This window comes from Granulibacter bethesdensis (assembly GCF_001889545.1).
Lineage (GTDB): Bacteria > Pseudomonadota > Alphaproteobacteria > Acetobacterales > Acetobacteraceae > Granulibacter > Granulibacter bethesdensis_B.
This window is the reverse complement of the sequence record NZ_CP018194.1, coordinates 1,385,341-1,400,803: the sequence shown is the minus strand read 5'-3', so window position 1 is coordinate 1,400,803 and position 15,463 is coordinate 1,385,341. Positions and strand designations below refer to the sequence as shown.

Below are 15,463 nucleotides of genomic sequence, written 5' to 3'. Positions count from 1 at the left end.
GCTGCCCGGTTTCTGAATTATCCTTCGCTTTGACCCGTGCGCGGAAAGCATCCTGATGTCTACTCCCACAATCCTGATCGCAGATGATGATCGTTCGATCCGCACAGTGCTGACTCAGGCCCTGGGGCGCTCCGGCTATCAGGTGCGCAGCACCTCCACCGCGTCCACGCTGTGGCGCTGGGTGGAAGATGGGGAAGGGGATCTGGTCATCACCGATGTCGTGATGCCGGATGAAAACGGGCTTGATCTGATCCCGCGTATTAAACGGATCCGTCCTGATCTTCGTGTCGTGGTGATGAGCGCACAATCCACGCTCAGCACAGCGGTGAAGGCAACCCAGCATGGGGCGTTTGAATATCTGCCGAAACCGTTTGATCTGAAAGAATTGCTGTCGGTTGTCGGACGTGCGCTGGAAGCAGCGCCTCCGCAACCGGAAGCCCCCGTCAGGGAACCTGCCGATCAGGATGAGCGGCTGCCGCTGATCGGACGTTCCCCGGCGATGCAGGAAATATACCGCACCATTGCGCGCCTGACGACGGCTGATCTGACCGTGATGATCAATGGTGAAAGCGGCACCGGCAAGGAACTGGTGGCGCGGGCGCTGCATGATTATGGCAAGCGCCGCAATGGTCCTTTCGTGGCGATCAACATGGCCGCCATTCCGCGTGAGCTGATCGAAAGCGAATTATTCGGTCATGAACGCGGGGCCTTTACCGGCGCGGTTGGGCGTGGCCAGGGGCGGTTCGAGCAGGCGAATGGCGGCACGCTGTTTCTTGATGAAATCGGCGATATGCCACCGGAAGCGCAGACACGTCTGCTGCGTGTGTTGCAGGAGGGCGAGTTCACGGCTGTCGGTGGTCGGCAGCCTATCCGGGCCAATGTACGGATTGTTGCAGCTACGCACAGGGATTTGCGGCAGGCGATCCGCCAGGGACTGTTCCGCGAGGATCTGTTTTATCGTCTGAACGTGGTGCCCATTCGCCTGCCTGCCCTGCGGGAGAGGGTCGAGGATATTGCCCTGCTGGCCCGCCATTTTCTGGATCGTGCGCGTGAATCAGGCCTCCCTGCCAAAAGCCTTGATCAGGGCGCGATTGAGGCTCTGCGTGCTCATCGCTGGCCAGGCAATGTGCGCGAGCTGGAAAATTTGATGCGTCGTCTGGCCGCCCTGTGTCCGCAGGAGGTTATCTCTGCCAGTGTTGTTGAGGCTGAACTGCTGGATGTGGCGCAGAATGATGGCGACTGGCGCGGCGCTGAAGCCGGGATGGGTGGAGAGGAACGCTCAGTCGGCAATGCCTCCCACGAGCCACTGTCTCAGGCTGTCGAGCGTCATATCCGCACTTTTCTGGCGGCGCATCATGATGGGCTTGCGCCATCAGATATTTATGATCGTGTTCTGGCAGAGGTGGAGCGTCCACTGATTCAGATGACGCTGGCGGCAACACGTGGAAACCAGATCAAGGCTGCGGCGATGCTGGGACTGAACCGGAATACCCTCCGGAAGAAAATCCGCGATCTGGATATTCCCGTGGTCAGGGGGATCGCCTGAAACCGCCCTTACATATGATCGGAAAGGCTCTCCGTAACGGAGCGCAACCATGATCCACACATCTTCCAGTTCCGGTCACGCAACTAATCCGGCTTTGCACTCGACGCGCCGTCTTGGCAACATGCTGCGCCGTATCTCCAATGTGATGCTGGGGCGTGTGGTGACGCTTGTTCTGGCCATCAGCGCATTGGCCCTCGGTGTCGGTACATTTGCCGTGCTGGCGGGCGGCATTCCGCTGAGCGGGCGCCCAAATCTCGTGTTTGGTCTGGTTCTGGCCAATCTGATCGTGCTGCTGCTGCTCGGTGCGGTGCTGGCCGGACGCCTGACCCGTGTCTGGACGGAACGGCGGCGCGGATCAGCCGGATCGCGCTTGCATGTACGGCTGGTGCTGCTGTTCAGCGTTGTTGCCGTTGTCCCCAGTATTCTGGTGGCAGGATTTGCCACCTCATTTTTCAATTTCGGCATCCAGTCCTGGTTCAACGACCGTGTCCGCACCGCGTTGGAAGAAAGTCTGGAGACGGCACGCGGTTATCTGGACGAACACCGCAATAATATCCGCGGCGATGCCTCCGGTATGGCCAATGACCTTTCCCAGGCTGGTAAAATCTCGATCACTGATCCCAATGCATTTTTTCGTACGCTGGATCAGCAGACCGTTCTGCGTGGCCTGACCGAGGCTGTCGTGTTCGAACCGGTGACAAAGCAGGTGATTGCCTCTGCCGGTCTGGTGGCCGGCCTGGCGACGGAGATTCCGCCGAGCTGGGCCATCGACATGGCCCGCACCGGAGATGTTGCCGTGCTGAGCGCGGAAAACGGCACAGCCGTGCGGGCGGTCGTGCAGCTCAATTCAACCCCTCCGCTGATGCTGGTGATCGGTCGTCCGGTTGATCCCACTATTCTTGATCACATGCATCATGTGGAAGAAGCAGTGGCCGAGTATGAAAGGCTGGATCAGAATCGCTCCGGTCTGCAGATTACCTTTGTGCTGATTTTTGCGCTGGTTGCGCTGCTGGTCCTGTCTGCGGCTGTGTTGATCGGTCTGGTGCTGGCCAACCAGATTGCCCGCCCGATTGGGCGCCTGATTCTGGCGGCAGAGCGTGTACGCGCAGGAGACCTTTCGGTACGCGTTCCCGAAGCCGCTACGGGTGATGAAATTGCCGGGTTAAGCCGGGCCTTCAACCGGATGACCGGCCAGCTTTCCGCCCAGCGTGCAGAGTTGTTCAACGCCTACGCCCAGATCGATGAACGCCGCCGCTTTACCGAGGCCGTGTTGTCCGGTGTTTCTGCCGGTGTGGTGGGATTGAATGCTGCAGGATTGATCGAACTACCGAACCGCGCGGCCGGAGAATTGCTTGGTCAGGATCTCATGTCTGCGGTAGGCTCAGAGCTTGCCGAGATTGCACAGGAATTCTCTCCTCTGATCGAGGCAGCGCGTCAGCAGCCGGACCGGGCTCAGGTGGCAGAAATTCATCTGACCCGCTCCAGCGGCCGCAGAACTCTTCTGGCGCGGATCGGTGCAGAGCGGCACATTTCAGATAATAGGGGCGGAGAAGCATCTCCCGTGGATGCACCTGGCTTTGTCGTTACCTTCGATGACATCACCGAGCTTCAATCCGCCCAGCGGAAAGCGGCATGGGCGGATGTAGCACGCCGGATCGCGCATGAGATCAAAAATCCTCTGACGCCCATTCAGCTGGCGGCGGAACGGTTGAAACGCCGCTTTGCCAGAGAGATCAGCTCTGATCCCGAGACGTTTACACAATGTGTTGATACGATTGTCCGGCATGTCGGTGACATAGGCCGCATGGTGGACGAATTTTCCGCTTTTGCCCGTATGCCGCAGCCAGTGATCAAGCTGGAGGATGTCGGCCGCGTTGCCCGTGATGCTTTGATTTTGCAACGCAGTGCCCGGCCTGAACTCGGTTGGACCACCGATATTCCAGAGCGTGGTCCCTCCGCCCTGTGTGATCGCCGGCTGTTGGGACAGGCACTGACGAATCTGCTTCAAAACGCTGCCGATGCGGTTGTCACCCGCTTCGGCAATAGCGGCAGCGTTGTCGCAAATGCTCTGGAAACGCCCCACCGCCAGGATGGCCGTATTATGCTTCGCGTGGCGACAGAGGGCGAAGAAATACGGCTCTCCGTCATCGATAATGGTGTCGGGCTGCCTGATGTCGACAGGGCACATCTGACAGAGCCGTATGTGACGCATAAACCCAAAGGGACCGGGCTTGGCCTCGCTATCGTCAAAAAGATCATGGAAGACCATGGTGGACGGGTGGTGCTGGCAGACAATGAGGATGGGCAGGGAACTGTGGCGTCACTGTTCCTTCCATTACAGAACAATGCTTCAAATCCTGATGGAATCACGGCTGTATAAAGCGGGACTCCACACGGCTCTGAAGACGAAGAGGATGAAAGGTTAGCATGGTGCACGAAATCCTGATCGTTGATGACGAACCGGATATCCGTCTGCTGATCGACGGGATTCTGCGTGATGAAGGATATGAAACCCGTCAGGCAGCCGATTCTGATTCTGCTATCGCGGCTTTCCGTGCCCGGCGTCCATCCATGGTGCTGCTGGATGTCTGGCTGCAGGGATCGCGCCTGGACGGGTTGGGCATTCTTCAGGTGCTGCATGCGGAAGAACCGCATGTACCAGTCGTCATGATCTCGGGGCACGGTAATATCGAAACCGCCGTCAATGCGATCCATGCCGGAGCGTACGATTTTATTGAAAAGCCCTTCAATTCAGACCGTTTGCTGCTGGTGGTGCGCCATGCACTGAATGCGGCTCGGCTGGCGCGGGAAAATGCGGAACTACGGCTACGCGCCGGGCCGGAAAGCGATCTGATCGGTGACAGCAATGTCATCAACGGCATTCGCAACAGCGTCGACAAAGTCGCTCCTACCGGCTCTCGCGTATTGATCACCGGTCCCGCTGGCAGCGGTAAGGAAATCGTTGCCCGCCTGTTGCACAGCCGTTCCAGACGGTCGGACGGCCCGTTTGTCGCGCTTAATTGCGCCACCCTGAACCCCGCCCGTTTTGAGGAGGAACTGTTCGGGGTTGAGGCAACCGCAGAGACACCAAGACGCGCCGGTGTGCTGGAACGCGCCCATGGAGGGACGCTGCTGCTGGATGAAGTCAGCGATATGCCTCTGGAAACGCAGGGCAAGATTGTCCGGGCGCTTCAGGATCAGACATTCGAACGTCTGGGCGGCTCAGCCCGGGTCAAGGTGGATGTGCGTGTGATCGCGACCACCAATCGCGATTTGCAGGCCGAGATTACATTGGGGCGGTTCCGTGAGGATTTCTACTATCGCCTTGCGGTCGTGCCGTTACGGGTTCCGGCACTGAAGGAGCGGCGGGAGGATATTCCTGCTTTGGCCCGGCATTTTCTGGCGCGTTCAGCATCCTCATCCGGCATGCCGCTGCGCGATCTGTCCACCGATACACTCACTGCGTTGCAGGCGTATGACTGGCCTGGCAATGTCCGCCAGCTGCGCAATGTCATGGACTGGCTGGTTATCATGGCACCCGGTTCAGCCACTGATCCGATCAGGGCGGATATGCTGCCACCTGAGATCAGCTCGAATGCACCCGCCTTGCTGCATGTTGATAGCGGGGCGGATGTCATGGCCCTCCCGCTGCGGGAGGCCCGTGATCTGTTCGAAACCCAGTATCTACAGGCGCAGTTGCTGCGGTTCGGCGGCAATATCAGCCGCACGGCCGGATTTGTCGGCATGGAGCGCAGTGCACTGCATCGCAAGCTGAAACAGCTGGGTGTTAATAGCGATGATCGCATTCCCGGCTGAAAGCCAGGACCAGGCATAGCAAAACCGGCTACGGAGCTTTCCGTAGCCGGTTGATATTGAGATAAATTGAAAAGCTTTGGTTATTGTCTGACGACAGGGGCGCTCAGCAGGCGTCCATGACGATAAAGCTGACTTGCCAGGCGTTTTGCATCGGCCAAAGTCGGCCATATGCTGCCATCCAGTTGCTCAACGCGCAGATCGATGGCAACGAAACGGAAACCGCTTTCATTGCGGACCGCTGCGCCCAGAAAAGCGCCATCGACCTCGATCACATGAGATTGCAACATCGTTTTCTCCTCACGGGGGGGGACCCGTTTTTCTTCCATGATGTCTCAAAGATTGGCTTTTGCAGGAACCGGCTGCTCAGTGGTCGCAACAGCACATTCGAAATGCACAGGAAGAAAATGGCCTGCGGCCGGGACCGCAGGCAGTTTGAGGAAGGAACGAATACCCGGGAAGGGCCAGCAGAACGTGCATCATCATCTCCGGCAGCCCGGCTGATGATCTCCCCGAGCGGCATCGTGAATAAACCACGATCAGCCCCTTAAATCAACAAACAAAAAACGTTCTTTGATAAATTTTACTTAATACGATGATTTAAAGTATTATTCAGCAGCCCGCTTGCGTGTGCCCCGGCGCGTTGATGCGGTTGGTTTCGCAAGCAGGGGAGCCAGAAAACGCCCGGTATGGCTGTCAGGAGAAGCCGCAATCTGTTCAGGCGTGCCCTCTGCTACAATCATTCCACCGCCATCACCGCCTTCCGGACCGAGATCCAGAATCCAGTCCGCTGTTTTGATGACTTCCAGATTGTGTTCGATCACGATGACAGTATTGCCCTGATCAACCAGCGCATGCAGCACATCCAGCAGCTTGCGGACATCCTCGAAATGCAGCCCGGTGGTGGGTTCGTCGAGAATATACAAAGTCCGCCCGGTCGCACGGCGGGCGAGTTCCTTGGACAATTTCACACGCTGCGCCTCGCCGCCGGAGAGCGTGGTGGCCTGCTGACCCAGCTTCACATAACCAAGCCCGACCTGTTGCAGGATTTTCAACCGATCATGGATGCGATTGGCGGCGCTGAAATAGGGCACAGCCTCATCGACCGACATATCCAGCACGTCGGCAATGGATTTGTCGCGGAATTTTACTTCCAGAGTCTCACGATTGTACCGCTTGCCCTTGCAGGTATCGCAGGTGACGAACATGTCCGGCAGGAAGTGCATCTCGATTTTCAGCACTCCGTCACCCTGACAGGCCTCACAGCGACCGCCTTTGACGTTGAAGCTGAATCGGCCCGCCTTGTAGCCTCGTGCCCGGCTTTCCGGCAGTTCTGCAAACCATTCCCGGATCGGGGCGAACAGATCGGTATAGGTGGCCGGGTTGGAACGTGGTGTACGACCGATAGGGGACTGGTCGATGTCGATGATCTTGTCGAGCAGTTCCAGCCCCTCAATCCGATCATACGGCGCAGGCACCTGAGCCGCCCCCATCAACCGTCTGGCGGTCAGCTTGTAGAGTGTATCAATGACCAGCGTGGATTTTCCACCACCGGACACGCCGGTCACGCAGGTAAAAGTCCCCAGCGGAAAATGTGCCGTGACATTTTTGAGGTTATTGCCCCTTGCTCCCACCAGAGTCAGCATCCGTTTCTTCTGAATTGGACGACGCTGCCGGGGAACGGCGATCGCGGCACGGCCTGACAGATAGGCGCCTGTCAGGCTATCGGGATGTTTCGCGACCTCCTGCGGGGTGCCGCAGGCGATCACATGCCCCCCATTGACGCCCGCACCCGGCCCCATATCAATCAGATGGTCGGCCGCGCGGATCGCATCTTCGTCATGCTCGACCACCAGCACGGTGTTGCCGAGCGATTTCAGGCGTCGGAGCGTACCAAGCAGCCGGTCATTATCACGCTGATGTAACCCGATTGACGGTTCGTCGAGTACATAGAGCACCCCTGTCAGGCCGGAGCCGATCTGGCTGGCCAGCCGGATACGCTGGCTTTCTCCCCCGGACAGCGTCGCAGAGGATCGCGCAAGGGTCAGATAATCAAGGCCGACATCCAGCAGAAACTGAAGCCGGTCCTCGATTTCACGCAGGATGCGCCGGGCGATCTCGGCCCGTTGCGGGGTCAGGCTGGCCAGCACGGACTGAAACCAGGGCAGCGCATCACGGATCGATAATTCCGAGGCTGCCGCAATGTCCTTGCCATTGATTTTTACGGCCAGCGCTTCCGGCTTGAGCCGGGCGCCATCACAGACATGGCAGGGTTTTTCAGCCTGATACCGGGACAGTTCCTCCCGCACCCATACACTGTCGGTTTCGCGCAGGCGGCGCTCCAGATTGCGAATCACCCCCTCGAATGGCCGCTTCACCGTATAGCTGCGCACCCCGTCTTTATAGGTGATGGAGACATCCTCTTCGGTGCCGAACAGGATGCCGTTGCGGCATGCATCGGCCAGTTCCTCCCATGGCGTGCGAGGATCGACATGATAATGCGCGGCCAGAGCCATCAATGTCTGATCGTAATAGGGGCTGGCCGCGCCGGACCATGCCGCAATGGCACCGTCCTTGAGACTGAGCCGTTCATTCGGCACGACCAGATCGGGATCAAAGAAATTTTCGACCCCCAGCCCGTCACAGGCCGGGCAGGCGCCGTGCGGGGAGTTGAAGCTGAACAGGCGTGGCTCGATTTCCTCAATGGTAAAGCCACTGACCGGGCAGGCAAAGCGGGAGGAAAAAACCGTGCGTTCTCCGCTGGTCGCATCTTCAGCGTAGACAATGCCGTCAGACAGACCCAGCGCGGTTTCAAAACTGTCAGCCAGACGCTGTTGCAGCCCTTCCTTGACCACCACGCGATCCACCACCGCTTCCAGCGTATGCTTGAGCTTCCGGTTCAGGGCAGGGACATCACCGATATCGTATAATTCGCCGTCCACCTTGACGCGGGTAAAGCCGCGCCGCTGCAACTCGGCGAGTTCCTTGCGGTATTCTCCCTTGCGGCCGCGCACCACCGGAGCCAGCAGCAGCAGCCTTGTGCCGGATGGCATGTCCAGCACCCGATCCACCATCTGGCTGATGGTCTGGGCCTCGATCGGCAGCCCGGTCGCGGGAGAGTAGGGAACGCCCGCGCGCGCCCAGAGCAGACGCATATAGTCGTGGATCTCCGTTACCGTACCAACAGTGGAGCGGGGATTGCGGCTGGTGGTTTTCTGCTCGATCGAGATAGCGGGAGAGAGACCTTCGATACTGTCCACATCCGGCTTGCCCGCCAGTTCCAGAAACTGTCTCGCATAGGCGGACAGGCTTTCGACGTAACGCCGCTGCCCCTCGGCATAGATCGTATCGAAGGCCAGTGATGATTTGCCTGAGCCAGACAGGCCGGTAATGACCGTCAGGCTGTCCCTTGGAATATCAATATCGATGTTTTTCAGGTTGTGCTCGCGGGCACCACGCACACGAATGGAACCGGCCATACGATCAATCCGACACGAGAGGAGGGAGCAGGAATAGCAACGACAAGGAAGATGTTCTGGAAAAGTTCCGCGTGGATAGCAACAGCAAATCACCCATGCTATAGAGGTTACCCACTTGCCGGACATCTTTATTGCCTGTCCGGCCTGAACGAAAAGCGGATAGATATATGGCTGGCAGTGTCAATAAGGTTATTCTGATCGGTAATCTCGGGCGCGACCCCGAGGTTCGCAATACCCAGGATGGCGGCAAGGTGGTGAATTTTACGCTCGCGACCAGCGAAACGTGGAATGATCGTGCTTCCGGTGAGCGGAAAGAACGCACCGAATGGCATCGTGTGGTGGTCTTTAATGACCGGTTGGCGGATATCGCCGAACGCTATCTGCGCAAGGGCACCAAGGTCTATGTCGAAGGGGCGCTTCAGACCCGGAAATGGACCGACCAGTCCGGCCAGGAAAAATACACCACTGAGGTCGTGATCAGCCGATTCCGTGGTGAGATCACCATGCTGGACAGCCGCTCCGGCGGGGAAGGGGCTGGTGAAGGCGGTGGTTATCGGGCTGCTCCTGCCCAGCGTGCGCCATCCGGCGGCAGCGGATTTGGGGGGGGCAGCAGCCGCCCAGCATCCGGTGGGGGTGGCTGGGAGCCGTCTCATGGTGGCGATCTGGACGACGAAATTCCGTTCTGATCGGATGACATCATCACGAAGGGATCTTGGCTGCGTCCCTTCATCATTCAGGTCTGCCGATGCAACCGTCTATGTTGGATGACGGAGGCATGGTATGGATCGGGAGGACGGGTCATGGTTCCTGACCCGTATTGCCGTTTACTACTGATCTCGTGAGAGTGCATTGAGCGATCATACCAATCCCCCGTCTGCACCGCCGGATGACGATCCGAACGGTAGCTCCCTGCTGATGCCGGTCACGCTTGAGGAGGAGATGAGCCGCTCCTACCTCGATTACGCAATGTCCGTCATTGTCAGCCGTGCGCTGCCCGATGCGCGGGATGGTCTGAAGCCGGTGCATCGCCGCATCCTCTACGGGATGCAGGAAAGCGGCTATACGGCGGATAAACCGTATCGCAAATCCGCCCGCATCATCGGTGACGTGATGGGTAAATACCATCCGCATGGTGATGCCGCGATTTATGATGCGCTTGTGCGTCTGGCCCAGCCTTTCTCCCTGCGCGTACCGCTGATCGACGGGCAGGGCAATTTCGGCTCCATGGATGGCGATCCTGCTGCCGCGCCGCGCTATACCGAGGCGCGTCTGGCCCGATCCGCCAGTTTCCTGCTGAACGATATTGACCGCGATACAGTCGATTTTCAGCCGAATTACGATGAAAGCGAGGTGGAGCCCCGCGTTCTGCCCGCCGCCTATCCCAATCTGCTGGTCAACGGCGCTGACGGTATTGCCGTCGGCATGGCAACCAAGATCCCGACGCACAATCCGACCGAAGTGATCGACGCCACTCTGGCGATGATCAATAATCCGGACATCACTCTGGATGAATTGATGACCGTGATTCCCGGCCCGGATTTTCCGACGGGCGGTTTGATTCTTGGGCGCTCCGGCATTCGTTCGGCTTTTGAGACCGGACGGGGCAGCATCACCGTCCGCGCCCGTACCGATTTCGAGGAAATGCGCGGCGGCCGTCAGGCCATCGTGATCTCCGAAATTCCCTATCAGGTGAACAAGGCCACCTTGCAGGAGCGGATGGCCGAACTGGTGCGTGCCAAGCAGATCGAGGGCATCAGCGACATTCGCGACGAGAGCGATCGCTCCGGCGTGCGCGTCGTGATCGAACTGAAGCGTGATGCCACGCCGGATGTGGTGCTGAACCACCTGTTCCGCTTTACGCAGCTTCAGATCAGCTATGGCATCAACATGCTGGCTCTGGATGGCGGGCAACCGCGCCTGATGGGGCTGCGGGATGTGCTGTCTACATTTATTCGCTTCCGGGAGGATGTCATCCTCCGCCGGGCGCGGTTCGAATTGAACAAGGCGCGTGATCGGGCGCATCTGCTGGTCGGTCTGGCCATTGCCGTTGCCAATATCGACGAGGTGATCCGCCTGATCCGCCAGAGTCCGGACAGCACCAGCGCCCGCATCGCCTTGATGGAGCGCGACTGGCCAGCGGCTGATGTGGCGCCGCTGCTTACGCTGATTGATGATGGCGGCAATGTGCTGACCGAAGCACAGACAGTGCGTCTGACGGAAGTGCAGGCACGCGGCATTCTGGAACTGCGTCTGCAACGCCTGACCGGGCTTGAGCGCGACAAGATCCATAATGAGATGCAGGAAGTCGCCGCCCGTATTGGCGAGCTTCTGGAAATCATCGGCAGCCATATCCGGCGCATGGAGGTCATGCGGGAAGAGCTGGTGGCGATCCGGGCCGAGCTGAATTCTCCACGCCGCAGTGAAATCAATGACAGCCTTGCCGATCAGGATGATGAAAGTCTGATCGAACCGGGTCAGATGGTGGTGACCATCACCCGTGACGGGTTCATCAAGCGTACGCCGCTGGATGTGTTCCGTCAGCAGCATCGCGGCGGACGGGGCCGTGCGGCTGCCAGCATGCGTGGCGATGATATCGTGACCCGCAGCTTTAACGCACATACGCATCAATGGGTGCTGTTCTTCTCCTCTGGCGGCAAGGCGTATCGCCAGAAAGTCTGGCGCCTGCCGGAAGCCGGCCCAACAGCGAAGGGTAGGGCGCTGGTCAACCTGCTGCCGGAACTGGGCAGTGACGGGATTACTGCCGTGCTTCCGCTGCCGCAGGATGAGTCGCTGTGGGAGGGACTGCATCTGGTGTTCGCCACTGCTTCCGGCGGTATCCGGCGCAATCGGCTTTCCGACTTCAAAAATGTGCGGGCTTCCGGTCTGATCGCGATGAAGCTGGATGAAGGTGACCGCCTGATCGGCGTCGCTACCTGTCGGGAGGGGGATGACATCATGCTGGCCTCCCGCCTGGGCCGCTGCATCCGTTTCCAGGCGAATGAGGACACGTTGCGCGTTTTTGCCGGACGCGAAAGCTCTGGTGTCCGCGGTATGAAGCTGGCGCAGGGAGACGAGGTCATCAGCCTGTCCGTGCTGCGGCATGTGGAGGCAACGCCGGAAGAGCGGACAGCCTATTTACGCTATGCCTCCGCTCGCCGCCGCAGTGCTGGCGGAGAAGAGGAGCAGATCGATGCCGAGGTCATGGAAGCGGATGATTCCGAGGTCACGACCGATGATACGGCACTTTCGCCAGAGCGGACTGCCGAATTGGAAGAATCCGAGGAATTCCTGCTCACTGTGACGATCGCCGGATTTGGTAAACGTTCCTCCGCCTATGATTACCGTGTTTCGGGTCGTGGCGGACAGGGAATCGCGAATATCAACCTGGCCCCGCGTAATGGACGGGCCGTTGCGGCGACTTTTCCGGTCCGGCCGGGTGATGATGTGATGCTGGTCACTGATGCGGGTCGGTTGATTCGTGTTCCTGCTGATCAGGTGCGCATTACCGGACGCTCTACCATGGGCGTCACCCTGTTCCGGGTTGATAAGGATGAGGTCGTCACCAGCGTTTTCCCGGTGCTGGAGACAGAGTCTGTCGATGATGACGGGGATGATGACGCTTCAGTCGCTCCGGCAGCACCTGATGGACAGGTGACGGATTCAGATGACTGAGTCGGCACAGGGCAAGATGCTGCGCACCGGCGTCTATCCCGGTACGTTCGATCCAGTGACGAACGGCCACCTGGACGTCATTACCCGTGCCGCCCGGATGTTCGACCGTCTGGTGATCGGTGTGGCTGCCAATATCGGCAAAAATCCGGTTTTTCCGCTGGAGGAGCGGGTGGATCTGGTTCGTGCCGAAACGGTTACGCTGGGGGAAAAAACTGGAACCACCATTGAGGTGGTGCCGTTTTCCTCGCTACTGATTGACTTCGCCCGCCAGCATGGTGCCAGTATCATCGTCCGTGGTCTGCGTGCGGTGTCGGATTTCGATTACGAGGTACAGATGGCAGGCACTAATTATCGCCTGGCACCAGATATCGAGACAGTGTTTCTGATGGCGAGTGAACGTCACCAGTTCATTTCCTCCCGCTTCGTGAAGGAAATCGCGCGGCTGGGGGGGGATATTTCCACTTTTGTGCCCCCCCTGACATTGCAGCGTACGCTTGCGCGTGTCAGGACGTCTTCGGTCCCTGACCCGGAAAGGCCCGTCTGAAAAGGCCCCTTACCTGACAGAGAGGATACGACTATGCGCCGACGCACTCTGCTCGCCGCAGCCACAACAGCAATGATCGGAGGGATCGCGATGAGCGAGACCGAAGCCCAAGCGGCTGACCCTAACAATCTGGTTTACCTCGACCTGCCTTATGGTCGCGTGGTCATCGAACTGCGCCCCGACCTGGCGCCGAAGCATGTCGAACGCGTCAAGGAACTGTGTCGCGAGCATTTTTATGACAACACCCCCTTCCATCGTGTGATCGAAGGCTTCATGGCGCAGGGTGGCGACCCGACCGGAACCGGTTCGGGTGGCAGCAAGCTGCCTGATCTGCCTGCCGAATTCACTGATGACGCGCATTTCCTGCGCGGCACAGTCGGTGCAGCCCGGACCCAGAACCCGAACAGTGCGAACAGCCAGTTCTTTATCATGTTCGCTCCGGCCCCCAGCCTGGATGGCCAGTATACCATCTGGGGCAAGGTCATTCAGGGCATGGAATTCGTGGACAAGATCAAGCGCGGCTCTGGTGCCAGCGGCATGGTCCAGAATCCCGACCGTATCGTAAAGATGCGCCTGGCTAGCGATCCGCAGTAACTTTCTTTTTCTGTGGAATCACAGCGCTGCAAAAAAGGGGTATTCGCCCGGACTGGTGCGGATATCCCTTGTTTTGAAAGATAAATCGGCTTCAGGGTCTTGACCCGGAGCCGCGTCTCGGCCAATTAGCCGGGCACGCAATGAGGGGGCATTTGATTGCCACGCATTGCTTTCTATGGGAGCCCGTAGCTCAGCTGGTAGAGCAACGGACTTTTAATCTGTAGGTCGTGGGTTCGAGTCCCACCGGGCTCACCATATATCTATCTTATTCTGTCTGATCTTTTTCGGCCTGTTCATTCTGGCAGGTTTCAATCCTGCGCCGTGCCATTAACAGTACCGGATGCAGTCGTTCTTTTGAGATGTGCACAGTGCGGGTACGGGCGGATGTGAGGGCGGAGAATGCCTCTGTTCTGTCCAGACCTGCCAGAGCCAGCAGACGCAGCAATTGCAATCTGCCGATCGTAACGCGCTCTTCTCCGGTAGAAGATTCCAGCCTGATGATCAGGGCGAGGTCGGTTGCGAGTGACCTATGACCACCTGCCATCACACTATAACTCCGGGACGTGGAAGCCGTCAGGCTAATCAGACCTGAGGTGCTGCTTGCGCCACGGAGTATGCAATAAATGCATTTCTTCTTGCAATAAGAGCGAAATGGCTGACCTGGTCAGTTGGCCTGCCAGGCCCGATACAGGTTGATGCAGATCATCAATGCCATACCGATCACGACGATGCGCCCAGCCCACCGACGGATAGCAATATCGTATGAGTCCATTGAATTCTGCCTGTTCCCAACGGTTGCAAGGATTGTTCGGAGTGTTGTCGGCACCATATCAGCACACAGCATGTTTCGGACAGGATAGGGTAGAATATGCCAATTATCGTTCGACCAGACTGGGCTATATCCGAAGCGCGTGTATCGCCAGAGAAAAACCGCCTCGGTCGTCGCACTCTTTTGCAGACGGCTCTGGTGGCGCCTGCGCTGGGGACTGCCATGTATGGCACCCAGTCTCATGCAGCCGGATCTTCTCCTGCTTTAAAAACCGGTATTCCATCAGCAGGCCGCCCGCTTTCGGCTGAAAAGGACGTTCTCAGCTATAATAATTTTTATGAATTCGGTTCTACCAAAGACATTGTAAGCGCTGCCCAGGCCATGAAACTGCATCCATGGTCTTTGGCCATTGATGGCATGGTAGCAAAACCCCGCACCATCGCCTTTGAAGAGCTGCTGGGGAAAATGAAGGTGGAGGAACGTATCTACCGCCATCGCTGCGTTGAGGCGTGGAGCATGACAGTGCCATGGACGGGATTTCCGCTTGCCGATCTCGTCGCACTGGCAGAACCGCTTTCCGGGGCGCGCTATGTCGTGTTCAAAACCAGAATGGAGCCGGACCAGATGCCCGGCCTGGCCCAGATATGGTACCCATGGCCCTATACGGAAGGACTGGCGATGGATGAGGCCACTCATCCACTGGCTTTCATTGCAACAGGGCTGTACGGAAAGCCGCTCTCTCCCCAGAATGGTGCTCCGTTGCGCCTGGTCGTGCCGTGGAAATATGGTTTCAAATCTGCCAAATCCCTGGCCAGCATCAGCTTTACTGATCAGCGTCCCAAGACTTTCTGGGAACAGACCGGCCCTCGGGAATACGGGTTCTGGGCCAACGTCAATCCGGATGTGCCGCATCCGCGCTGGAGTCAGGCATCAGAACGGCTGATTGGCAGCGATGAACGCGTGCCGACCCTGCTCTATAATGGTTATGCGGAACAGGTCGCGTCTCTTTATACGGGGCGGAGCCGTGAGAAGCTTTTCATGTAGCC

General features: G+C 58.4%; 11 protein-coding genes and 1 tRNA gene. 9 read left to right on the top strand and 3 right to left on the bottom strand.

The features are described 5' to 3' along the window. Positions 1-55: 55 nt before the first annotated feature. Genes ntrC through ntrX form a run of 3 tightly spaced genes read left to right on the top strand, consistent with a single transcriptional unit; the run spans position 56 to position 5,362 of the window. Entirely contained in the window at positions 56-1,546 is a 1,491-nt protein-coding gene (gene ntrC / locus GbCGDNIH8_RS06435) for a nitrogen regulation protein NR(I) (protein ID WP_072572535.1), read from the top strand. A gap of 49 nt (positions 1,547-1,595) precedes the next feature. Then, on the top strand, positions 1,596-3,926 hold the full coding sequence (locus tag GbCGDNIH8_RS06430; protein WP_172822909.1) for a sensor histidine kinase NtrY-like: 2,331 nt from the start codon (positions 1,596-1,598) through the stop codon (positions 3,924-3,926). A gap of 47 nt (positions 3,927-3,973) precedes the next feature. Continuing rightward, positions 3,974-5,362: a nitrogen assimilation response regulator NtrX gene (gene ntrX, locus GbCGDNIH8_RS06425; protein ID WP_072572533.1), complete on the top strand. Its 1,389-nt coding sequence runs from the start codon at positions 3,974-3,976 to the stop codon at positions 5,360-5,362. Positions 5,363-5,442: 80 nt separating this feature from the next. Here ntrX and GbCGDNIH8_RS06420 read toward each other — a convergent pair whose 3' ends face one another. Further along, positions 5,443-5,649, bottom strand: a complete 207-nt coding sequence (locus GbCGDNIH8_RS06420; RefSeq protein WP_072572532.1) for a hypothetical protein — start codon at positions 5,647-5,649, stop codon at positions 5,443-5,445. A 318-nt stretch (positions 5,650-5,967) separates the two neighbouring features. Further along, entirely contained in the window at positions 5,968-8,838 is a 2,871-nt protein-coding gene (uvrA, locus tag GbCGDNIH8_RS06415) for an excinuclease ABC subunit UvrA (RefSeq protein ID WP_072572531.1), read from the bottom strand. A 167-nt stretch (positions 8,839-9,005) separates the two neighbouring features. Here uvrA and ssb point away from each other — a divergent pair, with 167 nt between their 5' ends. From ssb to GbCGDNIH8_RS06390, 5 genes are all read left to right on the top strand, one after another. Continuing rightward, positions 9,006-9,524: a single-stranded DNA-binding protein gene (gene ssb, locus GbCGDNIH8_RS06410; protein ID WP_072572530.1), complete on the top strand. Its 519-nt coding sequence runs from the start codon at positions 9,006-9,008 to the stop codon at positions 9,522-9,524. Between the two features lie 229 nt (positions 9,525-9,753). Next, entirely contained in the window at positions 9,754-12,510 is a 2,757-nt protein-coding gene (gene gyrA / locus GbCGDNIH8_RS06405; RefSeq protein WP_072573699.1) for a DNA gyrase subunit A, read from the top strand. Next, on the top strand, positions 12,503-13,054 hold the full coding sequence (gene coaD, locus GbCGDNIH8_RS06400) for a pantetheine-phosphate adenylyltransferase (RefSeq protein ID WP_072572529.1): 552 nt from the start codon (positions 12,503-12,505) through the stop codon (positions 13,052-13,054). The genes gyrA and coaD overlap by 8 nt, the downstream gene beginning before the upstream one ends. A gap of 90 nt (positions 13,055-13,144) precedes the next feature. Continuing rightward, positions 13,145-13,648 (top strand): peptidylprolyl isomerase, encoded by a 504-nt coding sequence (locus tag GbCGDNIH8_RS06395; RefSeq protein WP_072573698.1) that lies wholly within the window; start codon positions 13,145-13,147, stop codon positions 13,646-13,648. Between the two features lie 179 nt (positions 13,649-13,827). Continuing rightward, positions 13,828-13,903, top strand: a tRNA-Lys gene (locus GbCGDNIH8_RS06390). Positions 13,904-13,913: 10 nt separating this feature from the next. Here GbCGDNIH8_RS06390 and GbCGDNIH8_RS06385 read toward each other — a convergent pair. After that, positions 13,914-14,192, bottom strand: coding sequence for a hypothetical protein (locus tag GbCGDNIH8_RS06385; RefSeq protein WP_072572528.1), 279 nt, complete (start codon positions 14,190-14,192; stop codon positions 13,914-13,916). A 324-nt stretch (positions 14,193-14,516) separates the two neighbouring features. Here GbCGDNIH8_RS06385 and msrP point away from each other — a divergent pair, with 324 nt between their 5' ends. Beyond that, the gene (gene msrP, locus GbCGDNIH8_RS06380; RefSeq protein WP_072572527.1) at positions 14,517-15,461 is read left to right on the top strand and encodes a protein-methionine-sulfoxide reductase catalytic subunit MsrP; all 945 of its coding nucleotides are present in this window, start codon (positions 14,517-14,519) and stop codon (positions 15,459-15,461) included. Positions 15,462-15,463: the final 2 nt, after the last annotated feature.